This window comes from Vibrio bivalvicida (genome assembly GCF_001399455.2).
Lineage (GTDB): Bacteria > Pseudomonadota > Gammaproteobacteria > Enterobacterales > Vibrionaceae > Vibrio > Vibrio bivalvicida.
The window spans coordinates 22,626-41,859 of the sequence record NZ_LLEI02000010.1; the positions used below are offsets into that span (position 1 = coordinate 22,626).

Below are 19,234 nucleotides of genomic sequence, written 5' to 3' on the forward strand. Positions count from 1 at the left end.
TTCCTCGTAAATCTGCTTGAGCTTATTGGTGTTTAAATTTAATGATATCGCGGCGCTGCTTTTTGTCAGGGCGGCGCTCTGGACTAGGGTTATGGGCGTGAAGCTTACGGCGTGTCGCGTTCTCTTCACGTTTATTAAGGCTTTCTGCTGTTTCAGAGTAGAGCGTTTGTGCTTCTGGGGCTCCGCGGCGTTGGTCAGAGATCTTGTCTATAACCACGGTTTTTTCTTCGTGCCCTTGCCTTAAAGTGATTTCCGCACCGAGTTCGACAGCCTTACTTGGCTTACTACGTTGACCATTATAATGGACTTTGCCACCATCGACCATGTTGCGAGCGATGGAGCGAGTCTTATAAAATCGTGCTGCCCATAGCCATTTATCGAGTCTAACTGCTTCGGTTTGGGAACCCATTGTGTATCTTGCCCTCTAACTGCGGTGGATGTCAGTACACCCAGATGATGTAACAATGGTGACGAATGTGGCATTTTTCAAGCAAGATCATATAAATTATGCTCTTAAAAAGTGACGTTTCGTGGTTTTATGTTTAGCTTGTTTCATATTTTGATACAATGATCCGCTACATCTTTGATAACTAATTATTAACCTCCGTTATACGGGTTTAAATACCATAATTTAAGGCGGAACAATCAGGGCACCTAGCCAGACAGATAGGGACAGCGAGTGAAGCAATATAGTGCAATGACACTTTATAAATTTGGCGAGGCGTTAAAAGAAGTTGGCGTTCAACAGCGTGTCAGTTTTGCAGTGATGATGATTCTGCTGACACTCAGTGCGTGGATCGGTGGGCAAATGATTTGGCAACCGTGGAGCACGCCTTCTATATCGCAATGGCAACCAAGCAGTGTGGTAAAGGTGGGTTCAGATAGTTCATCGCGAATCGACATTTCCGAGCTGCAAAACAGCAACCTTTTTGGCAAATACCAAACTAACGCGCCCGTGGTTGAACAACCCAAAGTACAAGATGCGCCTAAGAGCCGATTGAATGTGGTGTTAGTCGGTGTCGTGACCAGTTCTAATCCTGATAAAAGCTTAGCGGTGATCGCCAACCGAGGTCAGCAAGCGACTTATGGTCTTAATGAGGTCATTGAAGGCACTCGCGCTAAGCTGATCCAAGTGCAATCCGATCGTGTCATTATCGACAACTCTGGTCGCAACGAAACTGTGATGCTGGAAGGGTTGAAGTACACCAAGCCTTCTGACACTGCGGTGCAAGCACCTAAAAGTGTGACACGCAGTCAGGTTTCACCTGACTCATTAAATAAAATTCGCGAAGAAATCCGCCAAGATGCTAAACAGATCTTCCAATACGTGCGGATGTCTCAAGTAAAACAAGATGGAGAGGTGGTTGGCTACCGTCTCTCTCCAGGCAAAGACCGAGCGCTATTTGACGCTGTCGGTCTTAAACCGGGTGATATTGCAATTTCAATTAATGGACTGGATCTCAAAGATTCTGCGGCAATGGGTGAAGTATTTAGAAGCTTGTCCCAGTTGACCGAACTTAATCTAACCGTAGAGCGAAACGGTCAACCACATGAAATATACATTGAATTATAAGGTTGTCGCAGCAGCGTCAGTCGATCCGAGGAGTACAGAGTGAACCATTGGCTTAAAAAAAGCGCATGGCTTTTAGCAGGAAGCTTATTGACGTCACCTGCTATGGTGGCAGCAAACGATTTTAGTGCCAGCTTTAAAGGCACAGATATCCAAGAATTTATTAATATAGTTGGTCGTAATCTAGAAAAGACCATCATTGTAGATCCTTCCGTACGCGGCAAAGTCGATGTGCGCAGCTACGATATGTTGACTGAAGAGCAATACTACAGCTTTTTCCTTAATGTATTGGAAGTGTATGGTTTTGCAGTGGTTGAAATGGATAACGGCATCTTAAAGGTTATCAAAGATAAAGACGCCAAGACCTCGGCTGTTCCGGTTGTCGGTGATGGCAGCATCAATGGTGATGAGGTTGTAACCCGAGTTGTCGCGGTACGTAATGTCTCGGTACGCGAACTCTCGCCGCTATTGCGTCAGCTTAACGATAATGCCGGTGCGGGTAACGTAGTTCACTATGACCCTGCCAACATTATCCTAATTACTGGTCGTGCTGCAGTGGTTAATCGTTTGGCGGATATCATCAAGCGTGTTGACCAAGCGGGTGACAAAGAGATTGAAGTGGTAGAGCTAGACAATGCGTCTGCCGCAGAAATGGTGCGAATTGTTGAAGCCTTGAATAAAACCACTGATGCTAAAAACACCCCAGCTTTCCTTCAGCCTAAGCTGGTGGCGGACGATCGCACTAACTCAATTCTGATTTCTGGTGATCCGCAAGTACGTGATCGCCTGCGTCGATTGATTAAGCAGCTTGATATTGAGATGGCATCAAAGGGTAACAACCGTGTGGTTTACCTCAAGTATGCCAAAGCTGAAGACCTAGTCGATGTGCTTAAAGGCGTTTCGGACAACCTGCAAGCAGAGAAATCTTCTGGCTCGAAGCAAGCGAGTAGTGCAAAACGTGGTGAAGTGATGATTGCTGCTCACCCAGATACCAACGCGTTAGTCGTGACTGCTCCACCTGATATCATGAACGCACTGCAAGATGTGATCGCTCAGCTTGATATTCGTCGTGCTCAAGTATTAATTGAAGCACTCATTGTAGAAATGGCTGAGGGTGATGGCCTCAACTTTGGTGTTCAGTGGGGCTCTCTGGATACCGGAGCAGTGATTCAGCACTCTAATGCTGGCGCATCAATCGGTAGCGTGATGATTGGCTTAGAAGAAGCCAAAGATACGGTAGACAAGCAACCGATCCGAGACTCGAATACTGGTGAGATCAAATATTATGAGGAAACGACAACCAAAGGAGACTACTCTACACTGGCTTCTGCTCTAGGTGGTGTAAATGGTGCGGCTCTAAGCGTAGTGATGGGTGACTGGACAGCATTGATCAGTGCTGTTTCGACCGACTCTAACTCGAACATTCTATCTTCACCAAGTATTACGGTAATGGACAACGGTGAGGCCTCATTTATTGTCGGTGAAGAAGTGCCAGTTATCACCGGCTCACAAACCGGTTCAAACAATGACAACCCATTCCAGACCGTTGAGCGTAAAGAAGTCGGTATCAAGCTTAAAGTGGTGCCACAAATCAACGAAGGTAACTCGGTCCAGCTAAAAATTGAGCAAGAAGTCTCTAACGTACTTGGTGCCAATGGCGCGGTAGATGTCCGCTTTGCCAAGCGTCAACTTAATACCTCAGTGATGGTTGAAGATGGTCAGATGATTGTCCTTGGTGGCCTGATTGATGAGCGTGCGCTGGAAAGTGAATCTAAAGTACCGCTACTGGGCGATATTCCCTACCTAGGTCACCTATTTAAATCAACCAGCACCCAGGTAGAGAAGAAAAACCTCATGGTGTTTATCAAGCCAACTATCATCCGTGACGGTATGACCGCAGATGGTATTACTCAGCGTAAATACAACTTTATTCGCGCTGAACAACTGTATAGAGCCGATCAAGGCTTGAAGCTAATGGATGATGGTCATATACCGGTACTGCCTGAGTATGGTGAGGATATTGCTCACCCAGTTGAGATTCAGGCATTTATCGATCAGATGAGCGCGCAATAATGGACCTAGAGTTAATTCCAAGCTTTAAACGCTTGCCGTTTAGCTTTGCCAATCGTTTTAAGTTAGTGCTAGAGCCTGCTGAAGGTGGGCTAGTGCTGTACTATATTGCGCCGATTTCGGTTCAGGCTCTTATCGAAGTCAAGCGGGTCTGTGGGCTGCCTTTTGATATGCAGGAGCTGAGCAAAGAAGCGTTTGATGGCAAACTAACCGAAGCCTACCAACGCGACTCTTCAGAAGCTCGTCAGTTGATGGAAGACATTGGCGCAGACAATGACGACTTTTTCTCGTTAGCTGAAGACTTACCGCAAGATGAAGATTTGCTTGAGTCAGAAGACGATGCACCTATCATCAAGCTTATCAACGCGATGCTGGGCGAAGCGATCAAAGAAGGGGCGTCGGATATTCATATCGAGACCTTTGAGAAAAGTCTTTCAATTCGCTTCCGGATTGATGGCGTGCTGCGTGATGTGCTCTCACCGAGCCGTAAGCTGGCCCCTTTGCTTGTGTCGCGAGTTAAGGTCATGGCGAAGCTTGATATTGCTGAAAAGCGTGTACCACAAGATGGTCGTATCTCTTTGCGTATTGGTGGACGTGCCGTGGATGTGCGTGTATCAACCATGCCATCGTCACATGGTGAGCGAGTGGTAATGCGTCTGTTAGACAAAAACGCGACACGCTTAGATCTGCATAGTCTGGGTATGACAGAAACCAACCACAATGCATTTCGCCAAATGATTGCTCGTCCACATGGCATCATCTTGGTTACTGGCCCAACGGGCTCAGGTAAGTCGACCACGCTTTATGCGGGTCTGACCGAAATAAACAGTAATGAGCGCAACATTCTTACAGTTGAAGATCCAATCGAGTTTGATATCGATGGTATCGGCCAAACTCAGGTTAACCCCAAAGTGGATATGACATTTGCCCGTGGCTTGCGTGCAATTCTACGTCAAGATCCGGATGTGGTGATGGTTGGTGAGATCCGTGACTTAGAGACAGCGCAAATTGCGGTGCAGGCCTCTTTAACAGGTCACTTGGTTATGTCGACCCTCCACACCAATACCGCTGTTGGTGCCATTACGCGTCTCCGAGACATGGGGATTGAACCATTTCTGATTTCCTCCTCTCTACTCGGTGTTTTAGCACAGCGTTTAGTACGAACTTTGTGCCCCGAGTGTAAAGAGCCTTACGAGGCCGATAAAGAGACCAAGAAGTTGTTTGACTTGAAAAAGAAAGATGACTTAACTCTCTACCGTGCATGTGGGTGTGAAGAGTGTAACTTTAAAGGTTATCGCGGCCGTACAGGTATTCATGAACTATTGATTGTTGATGATGATGTACAAACATTGATACACAGTGAAGCGGGTGAGCAGGCGATCGAAAAGCATATTCGAGAGCAGACACCAAGTATCCGTGATGATGGTCTAACGAAAGTGCGTCTAGGTGTTACTTCGCTTGAAGAAGTGATGCGAGTCACCAAGGAAGGCTAATGGCGGCATTTGAATACAAAGCACTCGATGCAAAAGGCAAGTCTAAGAAAGGGGTTATCGAAGGCGATAACGCGCGTCAGGTTCGTGCTCGGCTCAAAGAGCAAGGCTTAATTCCGGTTGAAGTTAGCGAAACCCGGCAGAAGGCGAAAAAGCAGACTAGCCAAGCAACATTTCAATTTAAACGTGGGCTAAGCACTCCAGATCTTGCCTTGATCACTCGCCAGTTGGCTACTTTAGTTCAGTCTGGTATGCCGCTCGAAGAGTGTTTGAAAGCGGTGTCTGAGCAATCAGAAAAGCCACGTATCCGAACTATGCTGCTTGCGGTTCGATCTAAGGTAACGGAAGGTTATACCTTGGCCGATAGCTTGGCAGATTTTCCGCACGTATTTGATGAGCTGTTTCGCTCTATGGTCTCGGCTGGTGAAAAGTCAGGGCATTTAGATTCCGTGTTAGAACGTCTTGCTGATTATGCTGAAAACCGTCAGAAGTTACGTTCTAAATTGCAGCAAGCGATGATTTACCCCGTAGTGCTGGTGGTATTCGCGGTTGGTATTGTGGCTTTCTTGCTTGCGGCCGTCGTGCCAAAAATTGTTGGTCAGTTTGTCCAAATGGGTCAAGAGCTACCGCAGTCAACTCAGTTTTTACTAGCCGCCAGTGACTTTATCCAGAACTGGGGTCTTTACCTTTTGATTGCCTTGTTTGTGCTGATCTATCTATTTAAGTTTGCCCTCAGTAAGCCTAAGTTACGTTTAAGTTGGGATCGCAAAATCATCTCTATGCTGTTAATTGGTAAGATTGCTCGTGGTCTTAACACCTCACGCTTTGCCCGCACTTTATCTATCTGTACTTCGAGCGCGATTCCAATTTTGGAAGGAATGCGTGTCGCAGTAGACGTTATGTCGAACCATTACGTTAAACAGCAGGTCTTAATCGCGACGGATAATGTTCGAGAAGGTGCTAGTTTGCGTCGCGCACTTGAGCAAACCAAATTGTTTCCACCAATGATGTTGCACATGATTGCTAGTGGTGAACAAAGTGGAGAGCTAGAAAGCATGCTAACGCGTGCTGCGGATAACCAAGACTCGAACTTTGAATCGACAATCAACATTGCATTAGGCATCTTTACTCCGGCTCTGATTGCCTTAATGGCGGGGTTGGTGTTGTTTATTGTGATGGCGACTCTAATGCCAATTTTAGAAATGAATAACTTAATGAGTTCATAACAGCTTTTAGCAAAATTAAGCTGCTTTTTGTGGAGAATAAAATGAACAAGAAAATGAAAAAACAGTCTGGCTTTACCTTGCTAGAAGTCATGGTGGTGGTAGTGATCTTGGGTATTTTGGCAAGCTTTGTCGTACCTAACTTACTTGGTAACAAAGAAAAGGCCGATCAGCAGAAAGCGATCACTGATATCGTGGCGTTAGAAAATGCCCTCGATATGTACAAGCTTGATAACAGTGTTTACCCGTCAACAGACCAAGGCCTAGAGGCATTGGTGACCAAGCCATCTAGCCCAGAACCACGTAACTACCGTGATGGTGGTTACATTAAACGTTTACCTTCTGACCCTTGGGGCAACGACTACCAATACCTGAGCCCAGGTGATCACGGAAACGTTGATATCTTTACTCTAGGTGCTGATGGTCAGGAAGGCGGTGAAGGTGCCAATACCGATATCGGCAACTGGAATATTCAAGATTTTCAGTAATTAAACGGTTAACGCTAGATACTATGCGTCGTCATTCTGGATTTACTCTGCTAGAGATACTACTGGTTCTGGTGCTGATTTCACTTGCATCGGTGGCGGTTATTTCTACTTTACCCGCTAGTGCAGAAGACGGCGCAAAAAAGCAGGCGCAGTCATTGTTTTATCGCGTTCAACTGCTGAATGAGGAAGCGATGCTCAGTGGCAATGATTTTGGACTGCGTGTCGATGAGAAAAAGTCCGCTTATCACTTCATGCGTTTAAAGTCTGAAGGTTGGCAAAAGTTAGAGCAACATCATATCCCGCCGGAAACGGAGCTGAATGGTAGTCTAGCCATTGTGTTAGAGCTTGGTGGCAACGTCTGGAATGACAAAGAGCGTTTGTTTAAGCCCGGCTCTCTATTCGATGAAGATATGTTTGCAGAGTTTGAGCAAGAGAAGAAAAAACTACAGCCTCCGCAAGTCTTTATTATGTCGAGTGGTGAAGTCACCCCATTTTCTATTGCTATTTATCCGCAAGATCGTAGCGTTGAAGACGATGCTTGGCGAATAGTGGCAAAAGAAAATGGACAGATCTTACTGCTAGCACCTGGAGAAAGTGATGAACAAAGCTAAACAAGGCTTTACGCTTCTAGAGGTGTTGGTCGCATTGGCGATTTTTGCCACGGCGGCTATTGCAACGATACGTTCGGTCAGCCAACACATTAACACGCTTAACTTCCTAGAAGAGAAGACCTTTGCGGCGATGGTTGCTGACAATCAAATGGCGAAAGTGATGTTATCTGGCACTAAGCCGAGTAAAAAAAAGGGCAAAGAGACCCTGGCTGAGCGAGAGTGGTTCTGGACAGTGGAACCCGTTTCCACCGCCGGGGATATGCTGCAAGCATTTGATGTCAAGGTTGCAACCAGCGAAAAAGGGGCACCCGTTGTCACGGTGAGAAGCTATGTACCGAAATAACCGCGCTCGGTCACAAGGCTTTACCTTAATTGAGGTACTGGTGGCGATTGCTATTTTTGCTAGCTTGAGTGTGGGCGCCTATCAGGTTCTTAATCAGGTGCAGCGTAGTAATGAAATCTCGATGGAGCGCAGTGAACGTTTGAAAGCACTGCAGCGAGCACTGGTGTTTATGGATAACGATTTTCGCCAAATGGCCTTGCGCCAGTCTCGTACTAACGGTGAAGAGCCTTCTGCTATGTTGCTGCAATGGAAAGATTATTTGCTCGATTCTGATGCGAAGGGTGTGATGTTTGTTCGCTCGGGTTGGCACAATCCACAGCAGCAGTTTCCGCGAGGTGAAGTAAGCAAAGTCGGCTATCGGATTAAAGATAAGCAACTGCAACGAGTGTGGTGGCGCTATATCGATACACCAGCAGGGCAAGAAGGGATTGTCATGCCCTTGCTTGATGGGGTGGACTCTTTTGAGATGCGCTTTTTTGATGGTAAGAAGTGGCAGAAAAACTGGGAGACCAAATTAGCCTTACCACAGGCTGTCGCACTGAACTTGGAGTTAGAGGATTATGGCAAAATTGAGCGAATCTATCTGACATCGGGTGGGGCTTTAGAGTTAGCTGAGGAGCAGAAACAAGATGGTTAGAAAACAGCGAGGTGTTGCGCTGATCATTGTCTTGTTGCTGTTGGCTGTGATGGTCAGTATTGCCGCCAGTATGGCGGATCGTTTGTTTAGCCAGTTTAAGCGCGCAACCAACCAAATCAATTACCAGCAAGCTTATTGGTATAGTGTGGGGGCTGAAGCGTTAGCCAAAACAGGGCTTGAACAGAGCTTTAAAGACTCAGACACGATCAATCTTTCTCAGCCTTGGGCGTTAGAAGAACAAACGTATCCACTCGACTACGGGACTTTAAAAGGTCGTTTGGTTGACCAGCAAGCCTGTTTCAACCTCAATGCCTTATCGAGTGTCACCTCGACCGCGGGTTCTGATAAATCCCCTTACTTGGTGGAAGTGCTGCAAAATTTGCTTGAAGAGCTAGAAATAGAAAACTATCAGGCCGAGACGATTGCTCAGTCAGTTTGGGAATACCTAGACAATAATGACTCAGTTAACTCGACGGTTGGCGTTGAAGATAGCTTCTATGAGTCTATGTCTCCAGCGTACATGGCAGCAAATAGTCTGATGGCCGATAGTTCAGAGCTGCGCGCTGTCAATCAGGTCTCGGGCGAGGTGATGGAAAAGATACAGCCTTTTGTGTGTGCGATTCCCAGTGCAGATTTTAGGTTAAATGTGAATACCATACAGCCTGAACAAGCCGCATTGTTAGCGGCGCTATTTCAACCTGCGCTCAGTGTAGATCAAGCTAAGCAAGTGCTTGAAAACCGGCCTTTTGATGGTTGGGAAAGCGTAGATGATTTTTTAAACGAAAAAGAGTTTGCCAACGTAACCGATGAGGTTCGCAAAGAGGGTAAAGGTTACTTGGCGGTGACCAGTGCCTATTTTGAACTGGATGTTGAATTATTGGTTGGGGAGTCTCGAGTGAGAGTTCGCAGCTTGCTATTTAGTAGTGATAAACAAACTGCGACGGTCATTAGCCGTCGCTTCGGAGGTATCGGTGAACGAGTTTCTGATCGTTCGACTGACAAATAATACCGCTCAGGCTATCCAGTGGTTAGTCTGGTCGGAGTCGCAAAAGGAAGTGATTGCGAGTGGCGAGTTAGACAGTCATCAAGCGTTACCAGAGATCGCGACGTACGCGGAAGGGCGCCGTACGATTGCCTTGTTGTCGGCACAAAGCCTAGTGTTAACCGATGTAGAAATTCCGGCAGGCGCAAGTCGTCAGCTTGAATCTATGCTGCCCTATGTGCTGGAAGATGACTTAGCGCAGGATGTCGATCAACTGCACTTTACCATCCTGAGTAAATCACAAGGTCGTGCACAGGTATGTGCGCTGGACTCTGAGTGGTTAGAAAAGGTCCTTATGGAACTTGGTGATATTGGCTGTCAAATACAAAAAGTAATGCCAGACGTATTAGCTTTGCCTGATAACGATGGTATGTCTGCCGTTGAGCTTGGTCAGCAATGGTTAGTGAAAAAGTCGTCTTATCAGGGGATGTCAGTCGAGAGTGACTGGTTGTCTTTAGTTGCTCAATCTGAATGGGCACAGGAAGGTGATGAATATCTACCGCTAACAGCATACTCGGCTTTACCAGCTTCACTTGAACTTGCTGAGCAGCAGTCGTGGATTAACGGCGAACCTAAGTTAGTCATGCAACTACTTGCTGAACAAGCCATTACTAGCAAGATCAACTTACTTACCGGGCAATTCAAGCCGAAATCTTCTTTCAGTCGTTACTGGAAAGTGTGGCAGAAGGTTGCGGTGGCGGCTGTTTTATTAGTGGCCGTGGTCGTGGTCGATAATGTGCTTAAAATTCAAAAGTATGAAGCCCAGGCGAGTGCCTATCGTGTAGAGAGTGAGCGGATTTTCCGTCAGTCATTACCGGGTAAAAATAAGATTCCAACCGTCAGTTATTTAAAGCGCGAAATGGAGCGTGAAGTGAATCGCTTGTCTGGAGGCTCTGAAGATAGTGCGTTACTTAATCTAATGGTTAAGTTGCCACCGCTGCTTAATAAAGTGCCTGGGTTGGATCTCACTAGCTTTAAGTATGACAGTGGGCGCAATGAAGTTCGCCTACAGGCGCAAAGTAAAGATTTTCAAACCTTTGAAAAGGCCGCTGAGTTGCTCGGCTCTAATTTTGCCGTTGAACAAGGTCAACTTAATCGTTCAGGGAGCTTGGTCAACGGCTCTCTCGTCCTAAAACCTTTGTGAGGTGCTAAGCATGAATAAATTGGTTAATACCTTACAAACATGGTGGCTGAGTATTTCTCAGCGTGAACAGCGCTTAGTGGTGGCTTGCTCATTACTGGTGATTTTAGGAGGGTTGTACTGGGGTGTTGTGCAACCTGTGGCTGAGCGAGCCGACAATGCCCAAATGCGAATTCAAAGCGAAAAGCAATTGCTCTCTTGGGTAAAAAACAAGGCGGACAAGATCAGCCAGTCTCGAGGGCAAGGTCGCGGAGCGGTTTCTAGCCTGCCTATCAATCAAGCGGTCTCTGCGAGTGTCAGTCGATTTAAAGTAGAGCTGATCCGAGTCCAGCCACGTGGTGAGCAGTTCCAAGTGTGGGTCGCACCTATGCCGTTCAATCAATTTATGGATTGGATAACTTTCTTGCAAGAAAAGCATGGCATTAAGGTTGTATTCCTGGATATTGATAAGGGCGATACAGACGGTATGATCGAAGTAAATCGACTTCAGCTTGGCAGAGGGTAATTGGGTGAAAAAGACAGTTTTATCGGGCTTATTCCTTAGTACCGTTTTTGTTACCAGTGCCATGGTGCACTTACCCGCTCAGTTCGTCGTGCAGTATGCTCCACTACCTAATCAGCTCAAGCTAATAGGCGTTGAAGGGACAGTATGGCAAGGCTCAGTGCACCAAGTTAAGTGGCAAAACCAAAGCTATGGAGCGCTTAATTGGCAGCTTAATATTGCCAAGCTGTTTACTGGAGGTATAGAAGCTCAGGTGCGTTTTGGCCGTGGTAGTGATTTGTCACTCCAAGGTCGCGGGATTGTTGGCTACTCACCCAGTGGTTTATACGCCGAGAACTTAATCGCTTCGTTGCCAGTCGAACAAGTGCTGGAGTTTGCGCCGTCGCTACCTGTTCCTTTAGAACTGAGTGGTCAAGTAGAGTTAAGCCTGCGCTCTTATGCTTACGCCGCTCCGTACTGTGAAAGCGCGCAAGGCAGCGTAGTATGGAATACCGATATCGTTGGTACACCTATGTCTGATTTGCAAGTAGGCCCCGTAATTGCAAACTTTACCTGTCAGCAAAGTCGTTTTGATGTCATTGGGCAGCAAAAGAGTGACCAAGTTGAAAGTGGCTTTGTTGCTAAGTTGAATTCTGATCAGAGCTACACTTCTAGTGCTTGGTTTAAGCCGCAAGCTGAGTTTCCGAGCGCATTTCAACAACAGCTAAAGTGGCTGCCAACTCAAGCTGACAGCGAAGGTAAGTTTCAGTTTAGTTATCAAGGCCGGCTTTAGCCGCTAAGTAGAAAGATCAAACAGGGCAGTCTAGTGACTGTCCTTATTTGTTTGTGTTTGTTGCTATTTGGTGGCTGGGAAGCTGATTTGCACTTTCAACCCTCCGCCACTGCGATTGTTAACAATCACTGAGCCATTGTGTTGGCTGACGATTCGTTTAACGATAGCCAACCCTAACCCTGTTCCTTCGCTTCCACGTGCTGTATCGCCGCGCGTAAAGGGTTCAAATAGTTTGGCGATTTGGCTTTGCTCTATCCCTGGACCATTGTCTTCGACACACACCCAAACTAACTTGTTGTCAGCGGTAATGCCTGTGCTCACTTTAGTCCAGCCGTCGCCATAGCGAATCGCATTGACCACTAAATTGCTCACTGCACGTTTGATCGCAATTGGGCTACCTAGTGTTTCTTTTAGTGGTTGGTGTAGGTCGGTATCAATTTGCACCTCATAACCACCTTCAGATGAAGCGACATCGTTGGCGATCTCATTGAGGTCAACTTCAATGAAAGATTGCTTGTTTACCGGTTTGAGGTAATCCATAAACTGGCTGATGATTTCGTTACACTCTTCGGTATCACTGATGATGCCTTCTGCCAGGTAGCTATCTTCAGGTGACATCATCTCAGTCGCCAAACGAATTCGGGTTAATGGCGTACGCAGGTCATGACTAATACCTGCCATCAACAAGGCCCGGTCTTCTTCGAGTGCTTGGATACCCTTTGACATTTGGTTGAATGCTTGTGTCACCGAGCGAATTTCTGATGCGCCTTTTTCTGGCAGTGGTGGTGGGATTTCACCACGACCGACTCCTTTGGCTGCTTTTTCTAGCGCGATCAAAGGACGATTTTGCAAGCGGATAAACAGCCAGCCACCAGCAACAATTAACAGTGCCATGATCAGGCTATTGCGAAACAGCGGGGTAAAATCCTCTTCTTGCAGCTCAGAGAGTGGAATGCGCAGCAGTGAGTCTGGCAGGGAGTCTATTTTCATCCACAATACATAACTCTCCTCTCCAAGCATCATACGAACATCGGTTGGTGAGCCTAGCTCGTTCGTCATCTCTTCACTCATCAAATCAATACGCACTGCATGGTGATATTCATCTGCCATTGGGCTGTCTTTGGCATGAACGGTCACGCCAAGTTGCTCTAACACACGTCGACGCAGTGGTGCGTCCATTGCCAGTCCATCTTCTATGGTTTGAGAGTCATCAAGCATAAGATTAATCTCGTGACCGAGGATCTTATTAAATTGCTGCAGACTCGGCATAAGAGCGTAGTTAAAGACTGCGTAATAAGAGTAAATCTGGCTTGCGATAAGCAGAGTTAGAAAGATAAAAATGGATTGAGTAAATGAGCTGCGGATGCGCATAACACCTACCTTGAGAGAAGGTTAGTATAAAACAAAGAGTGCGAGACTTGGTCTCGCACTCTATCAAACATATAATTGGTTAAGCTTCTTTGCCGTCAGGGACGAACACATAACCTAAGCCCCATACCGTTTGAATGTAGCGAGGTTTACTTGGGTCGACTTCGAGCATACGGCGCAGGCGAGAGATCTGCACGTCAATTGAACGCTCCATCGCTGAGTATTCTCGACCGCGAGCCATATTCATTAGCTTATCACGCGACATTGGCTCACGAGCATTGGTCACGAGAGCTTTCAATACGGCAAACTCACCAGAAGTTAGCGGCATGGCTTCATCGCCACGGAACATTTCACGTGTACCTAGGTTTAGGCGGAAATCACCAAACTCAACCACCGATTCTTCACTACTTGGCGCACCTGGCAGCTCGGTAGTTTGACGGCGTAAGACCGCTTTAATACGAGCTAATAGTTCACGTGGGTTAAACGGTTTTGGTAAGTAGTCATCTGCCCCTACCTCTAGGCCGACGATACGATCAATCTCGTCCCCTTTTGCGGTCAGCATCAGAATCGGTAACGTGCTGTTGGCATTACGCAGGCGACGGCAGATCGATAGTCCGTCTTCGCCTGGTAACATCAGGTCTAGCACCATCAAATGGAAAGTTTCACGCGTTAGCAGGCGGTCCATCTGCTCACTGTTGGCAACACTACGAACTTGGAATCCTTGTTCAGACAAGTAACGCTCTAGTAGTGCACGAAGTCGTGCATCATCATCAACAACTAAGATCTTGTGATTTTCTTGCATGTAATGGGTCCACCTAGTTAATAAGCTTGCGCGACTTCAGGCTGTTGAAACAGTCACCTTTATGCGCAACTTAAAATGTAACACTGTTCTTAAGCTATTGGAGCAAAGAATTGTTAACGTTTATTTCCTTTTTAGCTAATGTATATCGGAACTTCAATTTAATAACGTCAGAAATATGAAAACGAACCTAATAACAAGAGAAGGCTTTGATCGACTTAAAAAAGAGCTCGATTTTTTGTGGAAAGAAGAGCGTCCGGAAGTGACTAAAAAAGTGACTTGGGCAGCGAGTCTCGGTGATCGGAGTGAAAACGCAGATTATCAATACAACAAAAAGCGCTTAAGAGAGATAGATCGCCGCGTACGCTATCTGCGTAAGCGCTTAGAGCAAGTCAAAGTGGTCGATTACTCTCCGCAACAAGAAGGCAAAGTGTTTTTTGGCGCTTGGGTGGAAATAGAAAATGAAGCCGGTGACGTCAAAGCATTCCGTATTGTTGGCCCTGACGAAATCTATGGTGATGCTAAGGGCTACATTTCGATTGATTCGCCGATGGCACGCGCACTGTTGAAAAAAGAAGTCGATGACGAGTTTAGCGTCAAAACCCCGGAAGGTTACAAAGAGTGGTTTGTTAACTGTATCCGCTATGGTGCTGAATAACAAAAAGTCCCGATTTGCGGGACTTTTTGCTTTAACTATTTTTCGCTAGCGGGCTTGTCAGTCAGAATGTAGTTGTGCTCACTGCCGACAACTGCACCATATTTAAGGAAGTTTTTACCTAAGATCATGCTGTAGTGGAAACGGCTACGGTCTTTGAGGTTAACGCGGATCTTTTTCTCTAGTTCACCGAGTTTGACCTGCATCTCGACCACTGGGCGAATGGTTGGTTGCTCACCTTTCTTCGCCCTAATCTTCATGCTATCGACTACCTCTAGGGTAAAGTCTTTCTCCATGCCAAGATCATTTTTGTAGGTAAAACTGACCATAGGCTTGCCGTCTTTTTCGAACTGTTTGATGTTCTGTGCATTGATCGAGCTGACATCGGCACCCGTGTCGAGCTTGACTGGGAAGCTAAGGCCTTCTACTTGTGCTACTTCAATATGGCCTGCTTTAAACAACGGGTAAGAATCGAGAAGATGATCGGTGCGGGTATTGATCAGCACCCCATTTTTCGACATTTTCTGACCGATGATGAAGTAGTCTTTGGTTTCGTCTTGGTCAAGAACATCAATCGCGTACGGCAGTTCAACTTTTTCACCGTATAAGGTGAAGGTACCAAACACTACCGGGCGGGTAGAGTCACCAACTTTTAGTGTCTTATTGATTGGTTTAGAAAATTGCTGCGCTTCACCGTTTTGGTCGGTGAGATAATAGGTCACCCACTCCTTGCCATTTTTGTCAAAGATCTCGAAGCTCGCGACCTTCAGTAGCGATGTTTTAACCACTAAAGAAGGCTCAGCAGTCAGCTCAATACCATCAAGTAGCAGCGACTCTTCACCAGAGACTTGCATTGCCTTTGATTTGCTACTCATGGTTTGAGGTGTACCTGCAAGTAGAGATACCGCGCTAGTATCTATCATAAAGCGTCGATTAAGCGTCCCTTTGCCAAGGCGCAACTGAGAGTTGAATTTGCTACGGTCGGTTAAGTAGACGAACCAGTACTGAGTTTCAGCGTCGTTGGTTTCGACTGGAATAAAGACCATCGGGCGTTTAGTGCCGCTCACATTGAGCATGCGCACTAGCGGTCGAGTGAGTGTCGAACGATTGCCGTTATCATCCTCAATATCAAATGAGACTTGCTGTTTCTTGTTGTCGACTTTGATATTAGTGGCATGTAGAGCGGAGTAATTGTTTTGCAGTGAGTAGCTGACCTTTTGTTTAACACCCGCGATCTCAACCGCTTCTTTTTTGCCAATAAGCTGCGCGTTTTGCTGCTCTTGCAGATAATCGTACCCTGCGTAAACCCAAGCGTTGTTATCTAAAAAGGTTTTGCCGATCAGAATCGGGGCTGAAAACTGAGTTCTATCGGTCAAATTAACCTCTGTCATCACCGTTTTACCTGCAATGGTCATAGATAACGCAATCGTAGGTCTTAGGATCGGTTCTTTTTGGGTTCGATTGCGAATCACACCGACGTGTTCTATTGGTCTGGTGATCTGGATATTTTCTCCCGTATGTGGGTGTTTAATGGTGAAAGTCACTTCAACACCGTAAGGGGCAAAAAGCTCAGCATTCCAATCATCGTAATCGACGTTATCAATTGGGGCAAAGTCAACTAAAGCCTTCATCAGCTCTTGATCTTTTAGGTGACTGAATTTTGAATGGGAACTAGATACGCGAATATTAGTCGCGTGCATCGACGTCGTATCGGCTCCGGTATCAATCTTACCAGCAAATGAAACTCCTGTTAGCGCTTCTATCTCGTTGAGATAAACACTCTCTACACGACCCAGAACGAGCTTGTCATCGAGTGTATAGACAGGTGATTGAGTAGACGCATTAATAGTGGTGCTGCTTTGATCGGCTAACACATAGGATGAGACTAGGGAGATAGATAATGCCAGTAAGATTTTTTTCATCGCGGTTCCAACTACTCGTTATTCGCACAGGTCGTGAACGAATTTAGTTCCATTTTTTAGTTCTAAGTTCTGAACTATCTTTATTTCTGACATAACTTTCACATATTTGCCAAACTATTAGCAAAACAATTGCGTAACCTTGCTAGCGATAACAAAAAATGTTGGGTTTTGCACGAGTAATCCCAATATAAAGAAGGTTTAAAACAACAAGAGATTCAACGGATGAGCCACGCTATCTGTAATTTGATTGCTCAGGAACTGAGTGTTCGACCTGAGCAGGTCACTGCTGCTGTTAACCTTATTGATGATGGAAACACAGTCCCTTTTATTGCCCGTTACCGTAAAGAAGTCACGGGTGGATTGGATGATACTCAGCTGCGTAATCTTGATAGCCGTTTATCCTACTTACGCGAGCTAGATGAGCGTCGCCAAACCATTCTTAAATCGATTCAAGAGCAGGGTAAGTTAACCTTTGAGCTTGAAGCTGAGATAGCGCAGGCAGACAGTAAAACGCGTCTTGAAGACCTTTACTTGCCTTACAAACCAAAGCGTCGCACCAAAGGCCAAATCGCAATCGAAGCGGGTCTAGAACCGTTAGCCGATAAGCTTTGGAATGAGGCTTTGACTGAGCCAGAAGTCGAAGCTGCAAACTACATTGATGCAGACAAAGGCATTGCAGATACCAAAGCCGCTCTAGATGGCGCTCGCGCTATTGTGATGGAGCGAATTGCAGAAGATGCAAACTTACTAGAGAAAATCCGTGCTTACCTTAATCGTAACGCTGAACTTGTGGCGAAAGTCGTTGAGGGTAAAGAGCGCGAAGGTGAGAAGTTTAAGGACTACTTCGAACATAATGAAGCGCTGAGTAAAGTGCCATCGCACCGCGCACTTGCGATGCTACGCGGACGTAATGAAGGTTTCTTGACCCTAGCGATGAATGCTGACCCTGCGCAAGAAGAAGGCGTTCGCCAGTCTTACTGTGAGACGATTATCAGCGACCATTATGGCATTTCCCTGAGCAATGCACCGGCTGATACTTGGCGTAAGCAAGTCATTAGCTGGGCATGGCGCATCAAAGTTTCTATGCATATGGAAACTGAACTCATGGGGGCGATGAAAGAACGCGCTGAGATTGAAGCGATTGAGGTTTTTGCCACTAACCTTAAAGACTTGTTGATGGCAGCACCGGCTGGCCCTCGTGCGACGTTAGGTCTTGATCCGGGTCTACGTACTGGCTCTAAAATTGCGGTTGTAGACTCTACAGGCAAGGTGCTAGCGACAGAGACTATCTATCCGCATCCACCACAAAAACAATATGATAAATCAGCTCAGATTGTTGACGCCTTAGTGCGCAAATACAACGTTGACTTGATTGCGATTGGTAACGGTACGGCTTCACGTGAAACGGATACGTTTGTTGCTGATCTGATTAAACGTGGCAACCTCAAAGTGCAGAAAATCATGGTTAGCGAAGCAGGTGCATCGGTTTATTCAGCGTCTGAGCTTGCAGCGAACGAGTTCCCGAATTTAGATGTGTCACTACGTGGTGCAGTGTCGATTGCTCGCCGCCTACAAGACCCGCTTGCTGAGCTGGTTAAGATTGATCCTAAATCGATTGGTGTGGGTCAGTACCAGCACGATGTAAGCCAATCCATGCTGGCCAAACGTCTTGATGCTGTGGTCGAAGACTGTGTGAACGCGGTGGGCGTAGATGTGAATACTGCATCACCAGCACTATTGACTCGCGTGGCTGGCTTGTCGAGCACAATTGCGCAAAACATTGTTGATTATCGTGATGAAAATGGCCGCTTTGAAGCGCGTACCACGCTGAAAAAGGTCGCGCGCTTGGGGCCTAAGGCATTTGAGCAGTGTGCAGGCTTCTTGCGCATTATGGAGGGTAAGAACCCATTGGATGCTTCTTCTGTTCACCCAGAAGCGTACCCTGTGGTCAAAGCGATTGCTGAGAAAAACAGTAAAAATGTCAAAGCGCTGATTGGTGATACTCAGTTCCTACGCGGACTTCACGCTGTTGATTATACCGATGACAGTTTTGGTGTGCCGACGGTGAGCGACATCATCAAAGAGCTAGATAAACCGGGTCGCGACCCACGCCCTGAGTTTAAGACAGCCACATTCGCTGATGGCGTTAATCAGGTTTCTGATCTTGAACCTGGGATGGTGTTAGAAGGGGTAGTGTCTAACGTTGCGAACTTTGGTGCTTTTGTTGATATCGGCGTTCACCAAGATGGCTTAGTGCACATCTCTGCGCTGACGGACCGTTACGTTTCTGATCCGCGTGAAGTGGTTAAAGCGGGTGATATCGTCAAGGTGAAAGTGATGGAAGTGGATGTGCAGCGTAAACGTATTGGCCTTTCAATGCGTTTGACCGATGAGCCAGGGCAAGACAACCGAACTCAGCGTACAAGTGCTCCACGGGGTCAGCAGCGACAACAGCAAGGTGGTCAACGCCGTCGTGACGAGTCGTCCAGCGGTAATAGTGCGATGGGTGGTGCTTTTGCTGCTGCCTTCGCCAAAGCGAAACGCTAGCAACTTGGTGATCTAAAAATATAAATCCCCGTAGTAGCGATACTAACGGGGATT

At 46.5% G+C, this 19,234-nt stretch carries 18 protein-coding genes; 14 read left to right on the forward strand and 4 right to left on the reverse strand.

Going from position 1 to position 19,234, the window contains the following annotated elements; translation table 11 throughout:
- Window positions 1-22: 22 nt before the first annotated feature.
- On the reverse strand, window positions 23-409 hold the full coding sequence (gene hslR / locus APB76_RS00790; RefSeq protein WP_054962693.1) for a ribosome-associated heat shock protein Hsp15: 387 nt from the start codon (window positions 407-409) through the stop codon (window positions 23-25).
- Window positions 410-697: 288 nt separating this feature from the next.
- Here hslR and gspC point away from each other — a divergent pair, with 288 nt between their 5' ends.
- The 12 genes from gspC to APB76_RS00850 are packed head-to-tail and all read left to right on the forward strand — an operon-like array spanning window position 698 to window position 11,889.
- Window positions 698-1,573, forward strand: a complete 876-nt coding sequence (gspC, locus tag APB76_RS00795; protein ID WP_054962709.1) for a type II secretion system protein GspC — start codon at window positions 698-700, stop codon at window positions 1,571-1,573.
- A 39-nt stretch (window positions 1,574-1,612) separates the two neighbouring features.
- Complete coding sequence (gene gspD / locus APB76_RS00800) at window positions 1,613-3,643, forward strand: type II secretion system secretin GspD (RefSeq protein ID WP_054962692.1); 2,031 nt, start codon at window positions 1,613-1,615, stop codon at window positions 3,641-3,643.
- Window positions 3,643-5,133 carry a type II secretion system ATPase GspE gene (gene gspE, locus APB76_RS00805; RefSeq protein WP_054962691.1) on the forward strand — a complete coding sequence of 497 codons (1,491 nt, stop codon included), beginning with the start codon at window positions 3,643-3,645 and terminating at the stop codon, window positions 5,131-5,133. Before gspD ends, gspE begins: the two co-directional genes overlap by 1 nt.
- Window positions 5,133-6,356, forward strand: a complete 1,224-nt coding sequence (gene gspF, locus APB76_RS00810) for a type II secretion system inner membrane protein GspF (protein ID WP_054962690.1) — start codon at window positions 5,133-5,135, stop codon at window positions 6,354-6,356. The genes gspE and gspF overlap by 1 nt, the downstream gene beginning before the upstream one ends.
- A 41-nt stretch (window positions 6,357-6,397) precedes the next feature.
- Window positions 6,398-6,841, forward strand: coding sequence for a type II secretion system major pseudopilin GspG (gene gspG, locus APB76_RS00815; RefSeq protein ID WP_049844136.1), 444 nt, complete (start codon window positions 6,398-6,400; stop codon window positions 6,839-6,841).
- 23 nt (window positions 6,842-6,864) lie between these two features.
- A complete protein-coding gene (gene gspH / locus APB76_RS00820; RefSeq protein WP_049844137.1) occupies window positions 6,865-7,452 on the forward strand; it encodes a type II secretion system minor pseudopilin GspH in 588 nt (195 codons plus the stop codon).
- Window positions 7,439-7,795 (forward strand): type II secretion system minor pseudopilin GspI, encoded by a 357-nt coding sequence (gene gspI / locus APB76_RS00825; protein ID WP_049844138.1) that lies wholly within the window; start codon window positions 7,439-7,441, stop codon window positions 7,793-7,795. Before gspH ends, gspI begins: the two co-directional genes overlap by 14 nt.
- Entirely contained in the window at window positions 7,782-8,432 is a 651-nt protein-coding gene (gspJ, locus tag APB76_RS00830; RefSeq protein ID WP_049844139.1) for a type II secretion system minor pseudopilin GspJ, read from the forward strand. Before gspI ends, gspJ begins: the two co-directional genes overlap by 14 nt.
- Window positions 8,425-9,438: a type II secretion system minor pseudopilin GspK gene (gspK, locus tag APB76_RS00835; protein WP_049844140.1), complete on the forward strand. Its 1,014-nt coding sequence runs from the start codon at window positions 8,425-8,427 to the stop codon at window positions 9,436-9,438. The genes gspJ and gspK overlap by 8 nt, the downstream gene beginning before the upstream one ends.
- Window positions 9,404-10,618: a type II secretion system protein GspL gene (gspL, locus tag APB76_RS00840; RefSeq protein WP_054962689.1), complete on the forward strand. Its 1,215-nt coding sequence runs from the start codon at window positions 9,404-9,406 to the stop codon at window positions 10,616-10,618. The genes gspK and gspL overlap by 35 nt, the downstream gene beginning before the upstream one ends.
- Window positions 10,619-10,628: 10 nt before the next feature.
- Window positions 10,629-11,120: a type II secretion system protein M gene (locus APB76_RS00845; protein ID WP_054962688.1), complete on the forward strand. Its 492-nt coding sequence runs from the start codon at window positions 10,629-10,631 to the stop codon at window positions 11,118-11,120.
- Window positions 11,121-11,124: 4 nt separating this feature from the next.
- A complete protein-coding gene (locus APB76_RS00850) occupies window positions 11,125-11,889 on the forward strand; it encodes a type II secretion system protein N (protein WP_054962687.1) in 765 nt (254 codons plus the stop codon).
- Between the two features lie 63 nt (window positions 11,890-11,952).
- On the opposite strand, the gene envZ is transcribed toward APB76_RS00850, so the two are convergent.
- Both envZ and ompR read right to left on the reverse strand, forming a co-directional pair.
- Complete coding sequence (gene envZ, locus APB76_RS00855) at window positions 11,953-13,260, reverse strand: two-component system sensor histidine kinase EnvZ (RefSeq protein ID WP_049844144.1); 1,308 nt, start codon at window positions 13,258-13,260, stop codon at window positions 11,953-11,955.
- A 79-nt stretch (window positions 13,261-13,339) separates the two neighbouring features.
- Window positions 13,340-14,059, reverse strand: coding sequence for an osmolarity response regulator transcription factor OmpR (ompR, locus tag APB76_RS00860; protein WP_004746095.1), 720 nt, complete (start codon window positions 14,057-14,059; stop codon window positions 13,340-13,342).
- Between the two features lie 175 nt (window positions 14,060-14,234).
- Between ompR and greB the strand changes: the two genes are divergently transcribed.
- Entirely contained in the window at window positions 14,235-14,714 is a 480-nt protein-coding gene (greB, locus tag APB76_RS00865) for a transcription elongation factor GreB (protein ID WP_049844145.1), read from the forward strand.
- 35 nt (window positions 14,715-14,749) lie between these two features.
- On the opposite strand, the gene APB76_RS00870 is transcribed toward greB, so the two are convergent.
- On the reverse strand, window positions 14,750-16,633 hold the full coding sequence (locus APB76_RS00870; protein WP_054962686.1) for a putative ATP-dependent zinc protease: 1,884 nt from the start codon (window positions 16,631-16,633) through the stop codon (window positions 14,750-14,752).
- A gap of 222 nt (window positions 16,634-16,855) precedes the next feature.
- Here APB76_RS00870 and APB76_RS00875 point away from each other — a divergent pair, with 222 nt between their 5' ends.
- Window positions 16,856-19,180 carry a Tex family protein gene (locus tag APB76_RS00875; protein WP_054962685.1) on the forward strand — a complete coding sequence of 775 codons (2,325 nt, stop codon included), beginning with the start codon at window positions 16,856-16,858 and terminating at the stop codon, window positions 19,178-19,180.
- Window positions 19,181-19,234 lie beyond the last annotated feature (54 nt).